The 14,873-nt window shown below is 61.4% G+C and carries 10 protein-coding genes and 3 tRNA genes; 8 read left to right on the top strand and 5 right to left on the bottom strand.

Features of this window, described 5'->3' with window-relative positions:
• Positions 1-117: 117 nt before the first annotated feature.
• Positions 118-1,536: an alpha/beta fold hydrolase gene (locus tag V2391_RS08370; RefSeq protein WP_329738957.1), complete on the bottom strand. Its 1,419-nt coding sequence runs from the start codon at positions 1,534-1,536 to the stop codon at positions 118-120.
• Between the two features lie 113 nt (positions 1,537-1,649).
• On the opposite strand from V2391_RS08370, the gene V2391_RS08365 reads away from it, so the two are divergent.
• Entirely contained in the window at positions 1,650-2,936 is a 1,287-nt protein-coding gene (locus tag V2391_RS08365; protein ID WP_329738956.1) for a glutamate-5-semialdehyde dehydrogenase, read from the top strand.
• A 60-nt stretch (positions 2,937-2,996) separates the two neighbouring features.
• Here the strand turns inward: V2391_RS08365 and V2391_RS08360 are convergent, their stop codons facing one another.
• Positions 2,997-3,596 carry an HD domain-containing protein gene (locus V2391_RS08360; protein ID WP_329738955.1) on the bottom strand — a complete coding sequence of 200 codons (600 nt, stop codon included), beginning with the start codon at positions 3,594-3,596 and terminating at the stop codon, positions 2,997-2,999.
• Between the two features lie 115 nt (positions 3,597-3,711).
• Positions 3,712-4,197: a CarD family transcriptional regulator gene (locus V2391_RS08355; RefSeq protein WP_006235480.1), complete on the bottom strand. Its 486-nt coding sequence runs from the start codon at positions 4,195-4,197 to the stop codon at positions 3,712-3,714.
• A gap of 342 nt (positions 4,198-4,539) precedes the next feature.
• On the opposite strand from V2391_RS08355, the gene argS reads away from it, so the two are divergent.
• The 4 genes from argS (at position 4,540) to V2391_RS08335 (ending at position 11,967) form a co-directional block, all read left to right on the top strand.
• Entirely contained in the window at positions 4,540-6,393 is a 1,854-nt protein-coding gene (argS, locus tag V2391_RS08350) for an arginine--tRNA ligase (protein ID WP_329738954.1), read from the top strand.
• Between the two features lie 791 nt (positions 6,394-7,184).
• Positions 7,185-9,743 (top strand): transcription termination factor Rho, encoded by a 2,559-nt coding sequence (gene rho / locus V2391_RS08345; protein ID WP_329738953.1) that lies wholly within the window; start codon positions 7,185-7,187, stop codon positions 9,741-9,743.
• Positions 9,744-10,058: 315 nt separating this feature from the next.
• Entirely contained in the window at positions 10,059-11,510 is a 1,452-nt protein-coding gene (locus V2391_RS08340; protein WP_329738952.1) for a hypothetical protein, read from the top strand.
• 7 nt (positions 11,511-11,517) lie between these two features.
• Positions 11,518-11,967 carry a VanZ family protein gene (locus V2391_RS08335; protein ID WP_329738951.1) on the top strand — a complete coding sequence of 150 codons (450 nt, stop codon included), beginning with the start codon at positions 11,518-11,520 and terminating at the stop codon, positions 11,965-11,967.
• 114 nt (positions 11,968-12,081) lie between these two features.
• Here V2391_RS08335 and V2391_RS08330 read toward each other — a convergent pair whose 3' ends face one another.
• Positions 12,082-12,972 (bottom strand): ROK family protein, encoded by an 891-nt coding sequence (locus V2391_RS08330; protein ID WP_329738950.1) that lies wholly within the window; start codon positions 12,970-12,972, stop codon positions 12,082-12,084.
• Positions 12,973-13,113: 141 nt separating this feature from the next.
• On the bottom strand, positions 13,114-14,295 hold the full coding sequence (locus tag V2391_RS08325; RefSeq protein WP_329738949.1) for a pyridoxal phosphate-dependent aminotransferase: 1,182 nt from the start codon (positions 14,293-14,295) through the stop codon (positions 13,114-13,116).
• 166 nt (positions 14,296-14,461) lie between these two features.
• On the opposite strand from V2391_RS08325, the gene V2391_RS08320 reads away from it, so the two are divergent.
• From V2391_RS08320 to V2391_RS08310, 3 genes are all read left to right on the top strand, one after another.
• A tRNA-His gene (locus tag V2391_RS08320) sits at positions 14,462-14,538 on the top strand.
• 22 nt (positions 14,539-14,560) lie between these two features.
• Positions 14,561-14,636, top strand: a tRNA-Lys gene (locus V2391_RS08315).
• Between the two features lie 43 nt (positions 14,637-14,679).
• Positions 14,680-14,752 (top strand) — tRNA-Lys (locus tag V2391_RS08310).
• The last annotated feature ends 121 nt before the right edge of the window (positions 14,753-14,873 follow it).

Below are 14,873 nucleotides of genomic sequence, written 5' to 3'. Positions count from 1 at the left end.
GATACAAAGCCACTCGCTTAGGGGCGTTTTTGCTTTCCGTCCTCTTTCTGCAATGACTTCATTAACCTGGCACTTGAGGACGTTCCTTTTGTGCCGGCAGGTGGGGACGCTCCTTTGCTAGAAGATCCGGCGCAGGTCTCCGCGGTTGAGGGCTTCGTCGAAGAGGTACTTGAACACCACGCTGCCGTGCAGGCCATCGTGTTCAAACTCGTTCGTCACCCAGGCATGCGAGTTGCCCACGCGACTGAGCGTGTCGAGCTGCAGACCCGAATCCACGTACATGTCATCGAAGTACACGGCGGCCTGGAGTGGCACCTCGTTGCAGGCCAAGCGCTGCGGGTCGTAGATCTTGTCCCAGCTGGTGTCTTCCATCAGCAGATCCATGGCGGGTTTGAACGGCTTGAGCTCGGGCATCTGCTCAAACATCCACGGGAACATGGCCTCGCCGGTAAACATGAGCGGGCGCGCGAGCGTGTCGAACTCGGCGCGGTGTGCCTTCTCTTCTGCCGCGGCCCAGCGAATGGGCATGGTGTCGCCGTCGGCGTAGATGAACTCCTGCAGCGTCCAGTACAGCGGGTTTGTACGCGTGTTGGTGCGCTCGAAGGCGCGCATCAAAAAGCTGTCTGATACCGAGGAACCGCAGCTCAGCGTGCCGTCGCCATCAACAAACGCATGGTCGATGATCCAGTGCATGCGCTCAAAGCTCGGCTTCATGCCAAAGTCGCTGCCCATGAGCTGCAGGCGTTCCACCGTCATCGGCGAGCCGTCGGGCAACGCGGGCTTTTGCTCCTCGATCGCATCGGCCAGCGCCGCCACGCGCTCAACGTCGGCGGGGTAGCGGTCGTAATACTGCTGGGTCTTGGCCGCCATGCGCGGGAAGGTGTGCGCGTAGACCTCGCTGGCGCTCGCTGGCACGTGCGGAATGCCGCCGCAGGTAAAGCTTGCCGTTACGCCCTCGGGGAAAAGCGATAGATAGCTCAACGTCAAAAAGCCGCCGTAGCTCTGCCCGAGTGTGGCCCAGGGCTTGCCGCCAAAGCCCACAAGGCGCAGGTACTCAAAATCGCGCACGATGGAGCTGGCGAGGTGGCGCTTAAGGAAATCCGCCTGCGAGCGGGCCGCATCGGCTCCTGCTGCCTCGGCGCGATCGCCCAAGGCGGTAATCGTGCGCCCGTCAACACAGCTGCTGCGCCCGGTGCCGCGCTGGTCGGGCAGCACGACGCGGAAATGCTTGACGGCCTCCTCGATCCAGCCATCGCTTGTGGGCGACAGTGGACGCGGGCTTTCGCCGCCGGGGCCGCCCTGCAAAAAGAGGAGGAGCGGCAGATCGTCGTTGATGCGGTCGGGGGCACAGACCACGCGGTAGAAAAGCTTGATGCTCTCGGGTGCGCCGGCGATGGGTGCTGGCGTGGCGCCGCGGCGCATGGTGCTGCCGACGGCCAAAAGCATGGGCTCCAGGCCGCGCCAGTCGAGGGGGACGTCGATGCTGTGGTCCTCGACATAGAGGCCGGGGACGTGATACGAAGTGATGAGGGCCATGCGGTACTTCCGTTCGTTGCGGTGTTTCGGGTTGACCAATTCTACCGCCGTCGGCGAGGATGCGTGCAAATCGGCTACCATGGTTGGCAAACATCTAAGAGAAAGGGCCGTCCATGTCGGTCGATATAGCCACGTACGTTTACGATCTTGCCGTTAAGGCCAAGGCCGCTTCGGGCGCGCTTGCCACGGCGAGCGATGCCCAGCGCCAGGAGGCCGTGCGTGCCATGGCCGCGGCGCTGCGCGACGGCGTCGATTCCATCGTTGCCGCCAACGAGCTCGATATGTCCGCTGCGCGTGATGCAGGCACCTCGGCCGGCCTGCTCGACCGCCTGCTTATGACGCCCGAGCGCGTCGAGGGCATGGCCGCCGGCTTGGAGAAGCTCGCCGAACTGCCCGATCCCGTCGGCCGCGTGCTCGACCACCGCGTGCTTGCAAGTGGTGTGGACCTGACCCGCGTGAGCGTGCCGCTGGGCCTGGTCGCCATGGTGTATGAGGCACGTCCCAACGTGACGGCCGATGCCGCGGGCATCTGCATCCGCACCGGCAACGCCTGCATTCTGCGCGGCGGTTCGCTGGCCTATCACTCGTGCGCCATGATTGCCGAGTTGTTGGCCGATGCCCTCGAGGCGCAGGGCTTCCCGCGCGAGGCCGTCTCGATGATCGAGTCTACCGACCGCGAGGCAACCGGCGAGCTCATGAAGCTTCGCGGCATTGTCGATGTGCTCATTCCGCGCGGCGGCGCGGGCCTGATCCAGCGCTGCGTGCGCGAGTCGCTCGTGCCGGTGATCGAGACGGGCACGGGTAACTGCCACATTTACGTGCATGAATCCGCCGACTTTGACAAGGCACTTAACATTATCGTCAATGCCAAGACCCAGCGCGTGGGCGTGTGCAATGCCGCCGAGTCGCTGCTGGTCGACCGCGCCGTGGCAGACGCGTTTTTGCCTGCGGCCGTGGCTGTGTTGCACGACCACGGTGTGCTGATTCACGGTGACGAGGCTGCGTGCACCGCATGCGCCGATGCCGGTCTTGCCGAGGGCGATGACTTTGTTGCCGCAACCGAGGAGGACTGGGGCCGTGAGTATCTGGCGCTCGAGATGAGCGTGAAGGTCGTGGCGAACGAGGACGAGGCCATCGCGCACATCAACCGCTACGGCACCATGCATTCCGAGGCCATCATCGCCGAGGACGCGGACGTCTGCGAGCGCTTCCTGGATGCGGTCGATGCCTCGGCCGTGTACGCCAACGCCAGCACGCGCTTCACTGACGGCGGCGAGTTTGGCCTGGGCGCCGAGATCGGCATCTCGACCCAAAAGCTCCACGCCCGCGGCCCCTTTGCCGCCGAGGCCCTCACCACCTACAAATACAAGCTCCGCGGTACCGGCCAGGTTCGCCCCTAAACCTCTCGTAAACGAAAAACCACCACAAAGGTGCCTGTCCCCTTTGTGGTGGTTTTAATGTTAGGCCTGGAAGGTATCGCGATCGGGGGCGAAGGACTGCATGGCCGCGATGGTGCGGTCAAAAAGCTCGGGGAGCTCCCAGCCCAGCATCTCGGCGCCCTGCGAAATTACGTCGCGCGAGCAGCCGGCGGCAAAGCGCTTGTCCTTGAACTTCTTCTTGAGCGACTTAGTCGTAAAGTCCATGACGCTCTTGCTCGGACGCATGATCACGGCAGCACCGATCAGGCCGGTGAGCTCGTCGCAGGCAAACAGGATTTTTTCCATCTGCAGCTCGGGCTTGGGCAGCGAGGTGTTGAAATCGGACGTGTGCGTCTGAATAGCGCGAATGAGCTCGGGCGATGCGCCCTCGCCCTCCAGAATCTCGGCAGCATAGATGGTGTGGTTCATGGGGTCGTCCTCATGCTCCTCCCAATCCAGGTCGTGCAGCAGGCCGACGATACCCCAAAACTCCTCGTTCTCGGGGTCGAACTCGCGCGCAAAGTAGCGCATGGTTCCCTCGACAGTCTCGCCGTGGGTGATATGGAACGGGTCCTTGTTGTGCTCGTTGAGCAGTTCGAACGCGCGATCGCGGGTGATTCCGGCGGAAAGCAGTTCTGCCATAAAGACTCCTTGTGCTCGTAGGTATTGCTAAGAATGAATACTACTAGAACGACTAGAACGAAAAAACCACCACAAAGGTGCCTGTCCCCTTTGTGGTGGTTTTGGCGTGGGCAGGTTAGTTGAGGGCGGCTTGGGCTAGGCGGGCTTCGGCGGCCTCTTCGGTGACGCCCAGGGCCACGGCGAACTCCTCGATGGAGCGGCGCTTGGCCTCCTTGAGCACACGCATGTAGTAGGAGCTGGGCTTTTTATCTGCTTCTTCGGCCTGGCGAATACGGTGCATCATGGTTTTTGCCACGCGAACCGTCTCGGGCGCGCCCAACTTGAGCTGCTGCTTAAAGTGCGTCTCCTCGAGCGAGCTATTGCGCTCGGTAAAGGTGTCGCACTCCAGCTCGTCGTAGTGGCTCAGCAGGTGCTCGGCATCTTGCTGAGAGATGGCGGCATGCAGACGGTCGGCCTGCGCCACGGGGTACATGAGAATTGTCTGCGCATGTCCCTGCTTGGTCTCGAGCAGCAACATGGGCTGCGGCGTGTCGTCCCTAAAGCCGACGACGGTGCAGACTCCCTGACCCGGATGAATGACGTGTTGACCGATTGAGAACATGCTACCTCCAACTTATACGAATTTGCGTATGTTAAGAATACCACGCTGACGTGCGCAAACCATTACTTTATGCAGGAAAAGCACACAACTCTGATAGGTTAGAGTATTCGATATATAGAACGGCTTATTCATACGTTTATGCATTTCTAGAACGTGTATAAACTGCAGGCAAACCGCCAACTTTGTACAGCTGCGCAAGAGCGGTAGTCATTTTTGTGCATATGCAATATCTATTAGCTTTACCCTGCGACAGTAGTTACAGCTTGTGATAGAGTGCTACAAACTCTGGCTTTTGCCCTACGAGTGACCAAGAGCTCGGGGGCTTTAACACAAGGAGGATCTATGCCCGAGAAGATTGAAGAGCTGGTACGCGCTGCGCTTGCTGCGGCCCAGGAGGCCGGCGACCTTTCCGCATTTGAACTTGACGATTGCGCTATCGAGCGACCGGCTGACACTTCTCATGGCGAGTGGACCTCCACCATGGCCTTGAAGTCCGCCAAGCTGGCTCACTGCGCCCCGCGCAAGATCGCCGAGGCCGTCGTCGCCCATATGCCCGAGGATCCCGCGATCGAGAAGGTCGAGATCGCCGGCCCTGGCTTCATCAACTTCTACCTCTCCGTTGCCGTCAAGAACGCCATCTTTGGCGAGGCCCGCGAGAAGGGTATGGACTTCGCTAAGTCCAACGTCGGTGGCGGCCTGAAGACCCAGGTCGAGTTCGTCTCCGCCAACCCCGTCGGCCCCATGCACATCGGTCATGGCCGCTGGGCCGCTCTGGGCGACTCCCTTTGCCGTGTTATGGATCACGCCGGTTACGTCATCCAGCGTGAGTTCTACATCAACGACCACGGCTCTCAGATGAACACCTTCGGCAATTCCATCAGCACGCGCTATATGCAGCTTGCCGACATCATCGCCAAGCAGGGCGTGGATATCGACGAGGCTCACAAGCTGCTGATTGCCGACCGCGACGCCTTTGTTGCCGACGAGAACGACGAGCATCCCGAGACCCATCCGTATCAGGACAACTTTGCCGAGACTCTGGGCAAGGACTCCTACGGCGGCGACTACATCATCGACGAGGCTGCCGAGTTCTGGCGCACCGACGGCGATAAGTGGGTCGACGCCGATCCGCAGGAGCGCATGGAGAGCTTCCGCGAGCGCGGCTATGTAAAGATGGTCGACAACATGCGCGACCTTTGCCACGCCGTTAACTGCGACTTCGATCGTTGGTTCTCCGAGCGCTCTCTGTACGTGAAGGACACCGAGGGCGAGACCGCCGGCACCTCCGCCGTCGACCGCGCTTTTGAGAAGCTCGACAAGATGGGCTACCTCTACACCAAGGACGGTGCCCTGTGGTTCCGCTCCACCGACCTGGGCGACGACAAGGACCGCGTCCTGATCAAGTCCGATGGCGAGTACACCTACTTCGCCTCCGACGTTGCCTATCACTGGGATAAGTTCCAGCGCGTCGACCACGTCATCGACATCTGGGGCGCCGACCACCACGGCTACATCGAGCGCGTCCGCTGTGTCTGCGACGCTCTTGGCTATCCCGGCAAGTTTGAGGTTCTGCTGGGCCAGCTCGTCAATCTGCTGCGCAACGGCAAGCCCGTCCGTATGTCCAAGCGCAAGGGCACCATGGTGACCCTGCAGGAGCTCGTCGACGAGGTCGGCTCCGACGCCGCTCGCTACACGCTCATCTCCAAGAGCTCCAACCAGATGGTCGACTTCGATATCGAGGCCGTCAAGAAGCGCGACAACTCCAACCCGGTGTACTACGTGCAGTACGCTCACGCTCGCGTGTGCTCCATCCTGCGTCGTGCCGCAGACGTTACTGCCGAGCAGGCCGCTGAGATGGGCATGAAGGCCGTCGCCGCCAAGGCCATCGGTGAGAACGTCGATTACTCTCTGCTGACCGACCCGACCGAGCTCGCCCTTTCGCGTAAGCTCAACGAGCTCACCGACCTCATCGCCAGCTGCGCTCGCGATCGTGCCCCGTTCCGCCTGACTCACTTTGCCGAGGAGCTCGCCGGCGACTTCCACAGCTTCTACGCCGCCTGCCAGGTTCTGCCGAGCGAGGGCCGTCCCGTCGACCCCGAGCTCTCGCGCGCCCGTCTGGCCGCCTGCGACGCTGTCCGCGTGACGCTCGCCCTGGTGCTCACCCTTGTTGGCGTGACTGCTCCCGAGCAGATGTAAGCGCTGGCCGTTTGACTGCGCGGGCTTGGTTTAACTGAGCCTTGAAAGCCCGATCTCCCATGCGGATGTCGGGCTTCTTGCGTTTGGCGGTGCTTTTTGGTGTGTTGGGAAATGCTACCAAATCGCAACTATACCGGTTTACGGGGCTGAATCACCAACTGGCGACCATGGCGCCAATAGCGAAATTAAAACCGAAGGTAGATGGCTCATTGTTTCTTGAAAATGCAGGGTATGGTTGGCTTGTATCATTCTGGCCCCGTAAACCGTCATAGTTTTGAAAATGACCCCTTGGGGACGGAGGAAAATGGGTCATTTTTGTCTCGTGGAGAAACGGCGGAACACCCTCTGCCAAGAATCGGGGGCATCTACTACGTTTAAGTGCGTACCCCGAACCACGCCGAAAATCGCAATATTAAAACCGCAGGTAGCGGACTCGCTGTTTCTGAAAAAACAATGGTATGGTTAGGGGTCCGGGGGCAAGCGTAGTAGATAGGCGCGTTTCGTGGCGCGGCGAATCCCGACGCCATGGATTTGCTCCCTAGTCGCATCATTTGAAGGCGCCTTAGGGCAAGAGTGTCCCTTTTGACTAGTCGTTTATGAACGTCTCCGATGACTAAGTTGCAGGTGGCAGCGGTTGTGTTACACTTACGCTGCGTATTTGACGCAATCATCTCGATACAGATCAATGGTGCCCGTCGCTTTTTGGACGGAGCTAGACTGTTTAGCCGCCCTGAAGGTATATGCAGGGAGCATGTGATCGCAGGGCTTGAAAAGAAAGTTGAGCAAACACTGTGTCTGATCAACAACAAGAAAACGAAATAACGACGACGCAAACGGCTCCCGCTGCACCGGTTACGTCGGACCAGGCCGTGGTGCCCGCGCCGGCGCAGGTCTCGGCTCCTGAGGCGCCTAAGGCCGCCGCGCCTGCCATGCCCGTTGCTAGCGAGGAGGCTGCACCCGCCAAGCCCAAGCGCACGCGTCGTGTGGCCAAGCCTGCTGTGGACGGCGAGGAGGCCGCAAAGCCTAAGCGTCGCACGACGCGCACCACGCGCGCGAAGCGGCCCGCTGCCGCCGATGCGTCGGCCCCCATTTCCGATGAGGTCGCGCAGGCCCGTGCGCTGGCACAGATCAGCGAGGCCCAGGTAGTGCGCGCCCGCCGTCGCGCTGCAGAGCGCGAGGCCGCGGCGCTGACCGAGCTTGCCGTGCCGGGCGTACTCGAGGCTCCGGCGGCCAATGAGGCTCCTGCTGCCGAGCAGATGGCCGAGAAGCCGGCGCCGCGCACGCGTCGCCGTGCGGCAGCCAAGACGCAGCAGCCCGCTGAGCAGCCGACTCCTGAGGTCGCTGAAGCTCCGGCTCGTTCCGCGGCAGGGGAGGATGCTCCCTCCGCTGAGCCCGTCGTGCCCGCTGAGGCCAACGAGGTTCCCGCCGTTGACCCGGCTCTGCGTCCGCATCGTCGCGGCCGCAAGCCCAAGGCGTTTGTTGAGGCCGAGAAAGCCGCTGCCGCAGCAGCTGCTGCTCGGAGCGCAGCGGTGACGGCCGAGCCCGCGGCCACGGCCGACGCGTCGGTCCAGGACGCTCCGTCCACCGAGGCTCCCGCATCTGTCGATGCCGAGCCCGCCGATGTCCGCCCCGGCCGTAGCCGTCGCACCGCGGCAAAGCGTTCGACGAAGTCCAAGGCCAAGGCCGACGCCAAGCCCGTCGACGACAAGTCCTCCGAGGCAACCGCCGATGCCGCTTCCGAGGCCGAGAACTCCGATCAGCCGCCGACTGATAAGTCCAGGCGTACGCGCAGGAAGTCTGCAAAGGCCAAGGTTGCCGAGCAGCAGGGCGACGCCGAACCCAGCAACCATGCCAACACCGACACCAAGGCAGAGGGCGAGGCTCCGTCCGGTACCGATGCTGCTGCCACGGCTGCCGAAGGCGTCGAGACCGAAGAGGGCGCTCGCCCCAACCGCCGTCAGCACAAGCGCAACGACGAGCGCAACGACCGCAAGGACGATCGCAACAACGATCGCCGCGGCCGTCAGCGCGACCGCAAACAGCGCAACAAGGAGCGTAACGCCGCCCCCACCGAGCCCACGCTTTCGCGCGAGGAGCTTGCGGCCATGAAGGTCGCCGAGCTGCGCGAGAAGGCAAAAGAGTTCGAGATCGAGACGACCGGCAAGAAGAAGGCCGAGCTCGTCGAGGAGATCTACACGACTGCCGCGAAGGCCGAGGGCTTCCGCGATATTAAGGGCATCTTGCAGATTCGCCCGGACAGCTCCGGTATCATTCACGCCCACGGTTACATGAAGTCCAACGAGGACGCCTTCGTCCCCGCTTACCTCATCCGCTCCGCGCGTCTGCGCACGGGCGATGTCATCGAGGGCTCGCTGCGCCCCTCGCGCGGCGGCGACAAGCGCGCCGGCCTCGCCAAGATCACGACCGTTAACGGCATGGATCCCGAGCAGATCCGCAACCGCCCCAAGTTCGGCGACCTTACCCCGGTCTATCCTAACGAGCCGCTGCGTATGGAGCACGGCAAGGATTCCATTACCGGTCGCGCCATCGATATCGTGTCGCCGATCGGCAAGGGCCAGCGTGGCCTGATCGTGTCGCCGCCCAAGGCCGGCAAGACAACGATCCTTAAGAAGATCTGCCAGTCCATCTCGATCAACAACCCCGAGGTGCACCTCATCTGCCTGCTCGTCGACGAGCGCCCCGAAGAGGTCACCGATATGCAGCGCTCCATCAAGGGCGAGGTCGTTGCCTCGACCTTCGATATGCCCGCCGACAACCACACCCGCGTGGCCGAGCTCGTTATCGAGCGCGCCAAGCGCATTGTGGAGCTGGGTGGCGATGTCGTGGTGGTGCTCGACTCCATCACGCGTCTTGCCCGTGCCTACAACCTGGCGGCACCTGCCTCGGGCCGTATCCTCTCGGGCGGCGTCGATTCGGCAGCCCTCTACCCGCCCAAGCGTTTCCTGGGTGCAGCCCGCAATATCGAGAACGGTGGCTCGCTCACCATCCTCGCCTCCGCCCTCATCGACACCGGCTCAAAGATGGACGAGGTCATCTTTGAGGAGTTCAAGGGCACCGGCAACATGGAACTCAAGCTCGACCGCGATCTTGCCGATCGCCGCATCTTCCCGGCCATTGACCCCGTTGCCTCCGGTACACGCAACGAGGACCTGCTGGTCGACGAGCAGATGCGCCCGTTTGTCTTTGGCCTGCGTCGCATCCTCGCCGGCATGAACAACACCGAGCGCGCGGCGGCGTCGTTTATCAAGGGTCTTAAGGGCACCAACACCAACCAGGAGTTCCTGGTGCGTTCGGCCAAAAAACACAGCGACTACGAGCAGACGTTTTAGACCATAAGCCGCACGCTATATCGCCATAAGAACGGGCAATCGGGCCGGGGTTTATGCCCCGGCCCTTTCTTTATGGCGCCACTCGGCAACAATTTTTGACCTTATGACCGACAAGCAGCGGATTTCGGGTCACAATCCGGCCTCATCGCTTGCAATCGGAGGGTCGGTTTCGCATAATAACTTTTAAGCTTCGCGACGGAAAACGCAGATGAAACGAACCATATACCGTTGCTTTGGGACGCATGTCCCGCTTCATCTTCTCTCGCGCAGCCAACTAAATGATGCGATTTGGGTGCTGGAAGATGGGGAGAGCTCATGGCTTCTTCTGATGCAACACAACGAGCAGTCCTTGCCGGACTTTCCTGCGGGATCGGCCTTGCCGCCCCCGTGGTGATGTATGCTGCGACGTTGCCGTTCTCGTCGGTTAATGAGACGGTTGTCGCGGGCGCGGTTCCCTTTGCCGTTGGTGCGGTGGCGGGCGTGGGCATCTATGCAGTCTCGCTGGGCATCTCCGAGTATCGTGCCGAGCACGATGGCCGCCTGTTCGAGCCCGATGCTGTGGGCGGTGCCGCTCAGTTTGGCCGGACCCACAGCGAGTTCAAGACCGCTTCGATTCCCGCGCAGCAGCAGGGGGCGGCATCTCAGCCTGCGGTCCCGGCCGATCAAGCCAATGCCGCACAGCCTTCTCCCGCATTTCTCTCCGGCCTGACCGGTGCGTTCCAGCGCCGCCACGCCGACGATGGCGTTCCCACCATCGCGCGCGCGGCTAACGCCATGGATGAGGCCGACGCCTGGTCTATGATCGACAGCATGCTCGATGACGATTCCCCGGTCAGCTGCGATCCTGCGCGTTCGCGCGATGTCTACCAGGTCGCAATCGACGAGCTCACCAACGGTGGAAAGACCGGTTCTTACAATCGCGATGACATTGCCGCTGCCGCACGCGCCGTCTCGGGCTCTCACGCCGCCCCTGCGGGCAGCACCGCAGCTTTCGTGGCGCTTGTAGCCAATGCCGCCAACAATGCCGCCTATAACGGCGCGTCGTCGGCTGCGTACACCTCTGCCGCGGCTGCTGCTTCGGCCGGCCAGCAGAGCACAGCTCAGCCGGCTCCTGTCTCCGATCCCTTTGCCGACGAGCCCCTGGCTGTCGATGAGGAGACCGTCGCCGCTCGCCGTGCTGCCGAAAGCTCGCTTTGGGGCGCTTCGGCCCAAATGCAGGCCGCGGAGGCGGCGCCGTACAACGCCAAGCTCGCCAGCATGCCCATCATTTCCGATGCCAAGGGTGTGGATCTCGCCGATCTGGACGAACCCGCCGCCATCACTGCCTCTATCGATGCACAGGATCGCGTGGACACCGACAGTCTCCCCGATGCCTCTCTTGAGGAAGATATCCCCATGGCCGATTATTCGGGCCACGAGGACATGTGGGCCGCTGCTATGGCGATCATGGCCGAGGTCGCTGAGCCCGCCCCCGTGGCGGTGCCCACGCCTGCAGCCTCACCCGTCTCGGTTGCTCCCGTCTATGTCGGCCGCCACAGCTCTGTGCTTCCCGAGGATACCGCGCGTATCTCGCGCGAGGGTATCGAGCGCGCCGAGGCTATCGCTGCCGGCGTTATGGAAAACCGTCGTCATGAGCGCGTCAATCAGATTCTCGAGGAAGAGATCAACCGTCTGCAGTCTGCGGCCGTCAAGCGCACGGGCCGTGCCTATCTGAGCGTTATCGAGGGCGGTACCGCCAGCTTTACGCCGCTGCGTGCGGAGGCATAATTGCCGCATGGTTAAGGTCGATCGAAAATGGGCTCTTGTCGCCTGCGCCATGGTACTCTTCATTTGGGGCAATTCGCTGGTTCCCGGTACAGGCTCTGGTTCGTTGAGCCTGTCGATCATGGAATCCATTCGCGGCTTTTTGCAGGCCCTGGGGCTTCCATTCGATTGGGTGACCAACTTCGTCGTACGCAAGTGTGCTCATTTTACCGAGTACATGGTGCTTGGCATTTTGGCGACGCACGCCTTTGACCTCGAAGGCCGGCGCACGTTTGATGTGTTGCTGCCCACGGCGGTGTTCTTGCTGCTCGTCCCCTCTATCGACGAGACGATCCAGCTTTTTGTGCCCGGTCGCGCCGGCATGATTACCGATGTGATGATTGACTGCTGCGGGGCGACGACAGGCGTCGTGCTCCGATATCTCTTACGTTCGCTGATGTACACCAAAAAGGCCGCCTAGGACGTTTTGCTTGGTCCTAGGCGGCCTTATGCGTTTGAGGGCCTCTGCGGGGCGTGACGGCGTTGTCCGGGCGTTTTGCGAGTTTGGCTACGCCGCGCCCCGTTGAGGTGTCCTTTACTGGAGCGCCTGTGCGCCCAGGGCGAGACAACCCATGATGCCCTGCTTGCCCTCGAGGCTGTTATTGACAATGTAGGTATCAATGTCGTTGACCTCGGGCGTGACGATATAGCCGTTGAGTATCTCGGCGCACTTTTTGCGTGCGAGCGGCACGATGGGGGTGTGGTCGGCCACGCCGCCGCCGATGATGATCTTTTGCGGCGCGTAGCACAGCGTGTAGGTCATGAGCGCCTGTGCCAGATAGCCTGCGAGCAGGTCCATGGCCTCCGGGTCATCGGCCATGTCTCCGGCGCTCTTGCCATCCCAGCGCTTTTTAACGCCGGGGCCGGCGATGAGGCCCTCGAGGCAGTTGTCGTGGAAGGGGCAAGCGCTATGCTCGCCGATGGTGTCGCGCGGGTCGCGCGTGACCAGGATGTGGCCGGCCTCGGGATGCATCATGCCGTGTACGAGCTTACCGCCCGAGAGCACGCCGGCGCCCACACCGGTGCCGATGGTCAGGTAGACCACGTCTGTGAGGCCCTGGGCGCAACCAAAGGTGACCTCGCCCAGGCAGGCAACGTTGACATCGGTGTCGTAGCCGCAGGGAATATTGAGCTCGTTTTGGATGGTGCCCAGCAGGTCGAAGTAGCGCCATGCCGTTTTGGGCGTCTCCAGGATCTTGCCGTATTGGGGCGAGGCGGGGTTGACCGCGGTGGGGCCAAAGGCGCCGATGCCCAGCGCGGCGATGCCCTTGTCGGCAAACCATGCATTGACGGCCTCAACGGTCTCCTGCGGGGTCGTGGTCGCGATCTGCTCGCGCTCCAGGACCGTACCGTCTGCATAGCCCGTGGCGCAGACCATCTTGGTGCCGCCGGCCTCGAGCGCTCCGATAAGCTGCTGTTCTGCCATAGTATTCCTCTCTCTGGGACGAGTTGCTCCGTGCCTAAAGTATAGGGCTCTAAACCATTTAAGAAAGCGCTATAAAAAGAAGCCTCGCAACGCGGCGGGCGGTGCGAGGCTTCTTTGGTTGCTTTAGTTGCTGGGCCGTCCTTACCCGCGCGGCTTGATTTTATCACGTAACGACTTGAGGTTCTCCAGCGCTGCGTTGAGCGTCTCGTCTCGCTTGGCAAAGTGGAAACGAATCAGATGGTTGACGGGCTCGCGGAAGAAGCTCGAGCCGGGCACGGCGCCCACGCCCACCTTAGACGCGAGATCCTCGCAGAATTCGAGGTCGCTGTCATAGCCAAACTCAGAGATGTCCATCATGACGTAGTAGGCGCCCTGCGGCACGTTATGCTCAAGACCGATGCTGTCGAGTCCCTGGCAGAACAGGTCTCGTTTGGCGGTATAGAGATTGAGGACCTCCTGGTAATAGCTGTCGTCGAATTTGAGGGCGGTGACGACAGCTTCCTGCAGGGGAGCGGCAGCACCCACGGTGAGGAAGTCGTGGACCTTTTTAATGCGCTCGGTGATCTGAGCCGGGGCGATGGTGTAGCCCAGACGCCAGCCGGTGATGGAGTACGTCTTAGACAGCGAACTGCAGCTGATGGTTCGATCGAACATGCCGGGCAGCGTGGCCATATAGACGTGCTCGTGGGGCGCGTAGACGATGTGCTCGTATACCTCGTCGGTAATGCAGTATGCGTCGTACTTTTTGCAGAGGTCGGCGATAAAGGTGAGCTCCTCGCGCGTAAAGACCTTGCCGCAGGGGTTGGAAGGGTTGCACAGGACGATGGCTTTGGGGTCGTTGTCACGGAAGGCTGCCTCGAGCGTCTCGCGGTCAAAGTCGAATGTGGGCGGGTTGAGCGGCACGTAGATGGGCTCGGCACCCGAAAGGATGGTGTCGGCGCCGTAGTTCTCGTAGAACGGCGAGAAGATGACGACTTTGTCGCCGGGGTTCGTGACCGTCATCATGGCGGCCATCATGGCCTCGGTGGAACCGCAGGTGACCACGACGTTCTGGTTGGGGTCGACCGGCATGCCCATAAAGTGCTCCTGCTTGGCGGCGAGCGCCTCGCGCATGGCCTGGGAGCCCCAGGTGATGGAGTACTGGTGATAGAGCGGCTTGGGGTCGCTGGCGATGGCGCACAGGCTGTTGAGCAACTGCGCCGGGGGATCGAAGTCAGGGAAGCCCTGCGAGAGATTGACGGCGTCGTACTTATTGGAGATGCGTGTCATGCGGCGGATGACCGAATCGGTAAATCTTGCCGTGCGGTTGGAGAGTTCTTTCATGACGGTCCTTTCGAGGATTTGCAGTGGGGCAAGTTTACTCCTATGGAACCGGTAGGATTTGACCGAAATGGATCCAAAAAACTCTTTTCAAAATTCTTGAAAATTGGGGCTTGCATCGCATGGCGTTCCTTGCAATAATAGTCGAGCGCGAAGCGCACAGGACACGGTGGGTGTAGCTCAGTTGGCTAGAGCGACGGGTTGTGGTCCCGTAGGTCGAGGGTTCGAGTCCCTTTACCCACCCCAATTCTTGCTTCGTGTTGATATCGGGTCGTTAGCTCAGTTGGTAGAGCAGGGGACTCTTAATCCCAAGGTCCAGGGTTCGACCCCCTGACGGCCCACCACACGATATCTCCTCTAAAGTCCGCCACAACGGACTTTAGCTTTGGGTCGTTAGCTCAGTTGGTAGAGCAGGGGACTCTTAATCCCAAGGTCCAGGGTTCGACCCCCTGACGGCCCACCCAAAGAGTGTAAAAGCGACTGGCTTCGGCTGGTCGCTTTTTTATTTACCTCGCATGGGGTCGAACCCGTCAGGGCGCGGAGCTGAGGAAACTGCACCGCGATTCCCTTAGGGAAAACAC

Origin of the sequence: Collinsella sp. CM84Y_54, assembly GCF_036317945.1 — a bacterium.
Taxonomy (GTDB): domain Bacteria; phylum Actinomycetota; class Coriobacteriia; order Coriobacteriales; family Coriobacteriaceae; genus Collinsella.
The sequence above is the reverse complement of the archived record's forward strand: the minus strand, read 5'-3'. Positions and strand labels throughout refer to the sequence as shown.

What these genes read in the sequence shown, in the direction of transcription:
- V2391_RS08370 (WP_329738957.1), bottom strand. Translation starts at nt 1,536, where the DNA reads ATGGCCCTCATCACTTCGTATCACGTCCCCGGCCTCTATGTCGAGGAC.
- V2391_RS08365 (WP_329738956.1), top strand. Translation starts at nt 1,650, where the DNA reads ATGTCGGTCGATATAGCCACGTACGTTTACGATCTTGCCGTTAAGGCC.
- V2391_RS08360 (WP_329738955.1), bottom strand. Translation starts at nt 3,596, where the DNA reads ATGGCAGAACTGCTTTCCGCCGGAATCACCCGCGATCGCGCGTTCGAA.
- V2391_RS08355 (WP_006235480.1), bottom strand. Translation starts at nt 4,197, where the DNA reads ATGTTCTCAATCGGTCAACACGTCATTCATCCGGGTCAGGGAGTCTGC.
- argS (WP_329738954.1), top strand. Translation starts at nt 4,540, where the DNA reads ATGCCCGAGAAGATTGAAGAGCTGGTACGCGCTGCGCTTGCTGCGGCC.
- V2391_RS08340 (WP_329738952.1), top strand. Translation starts at nt 10,059, where the DNA reads ATGGCTTCTTCTGATGCAACACAACGAGCAGTCCTTGCCGGACTTTCC.
- V2391_RS08335 (WP_329738951.1), top strand. Translation starts at nt 11,518, where the DNA reads ATGGTTAAGGTCGATCGAAAATGGGCTCTTGTCGCCTGCGCCATGGTA.
- V2391_RS08330 (WP_329738950.1), bottom strand. Translation starts at nt 12,972, where the DNA reads ATGGCAGAACAGCAGCTTATCGGAGCGCTCGAGGCCGGCGGCACCAAG.
- V2391_RS08325 (WP_329738949.1), bottom strand. Translation starts at nt 14,295, where the DNA reads ATGAAAGAACTCTCCAACCGCACGGCAAGATTTACCGATTCGGTCATC.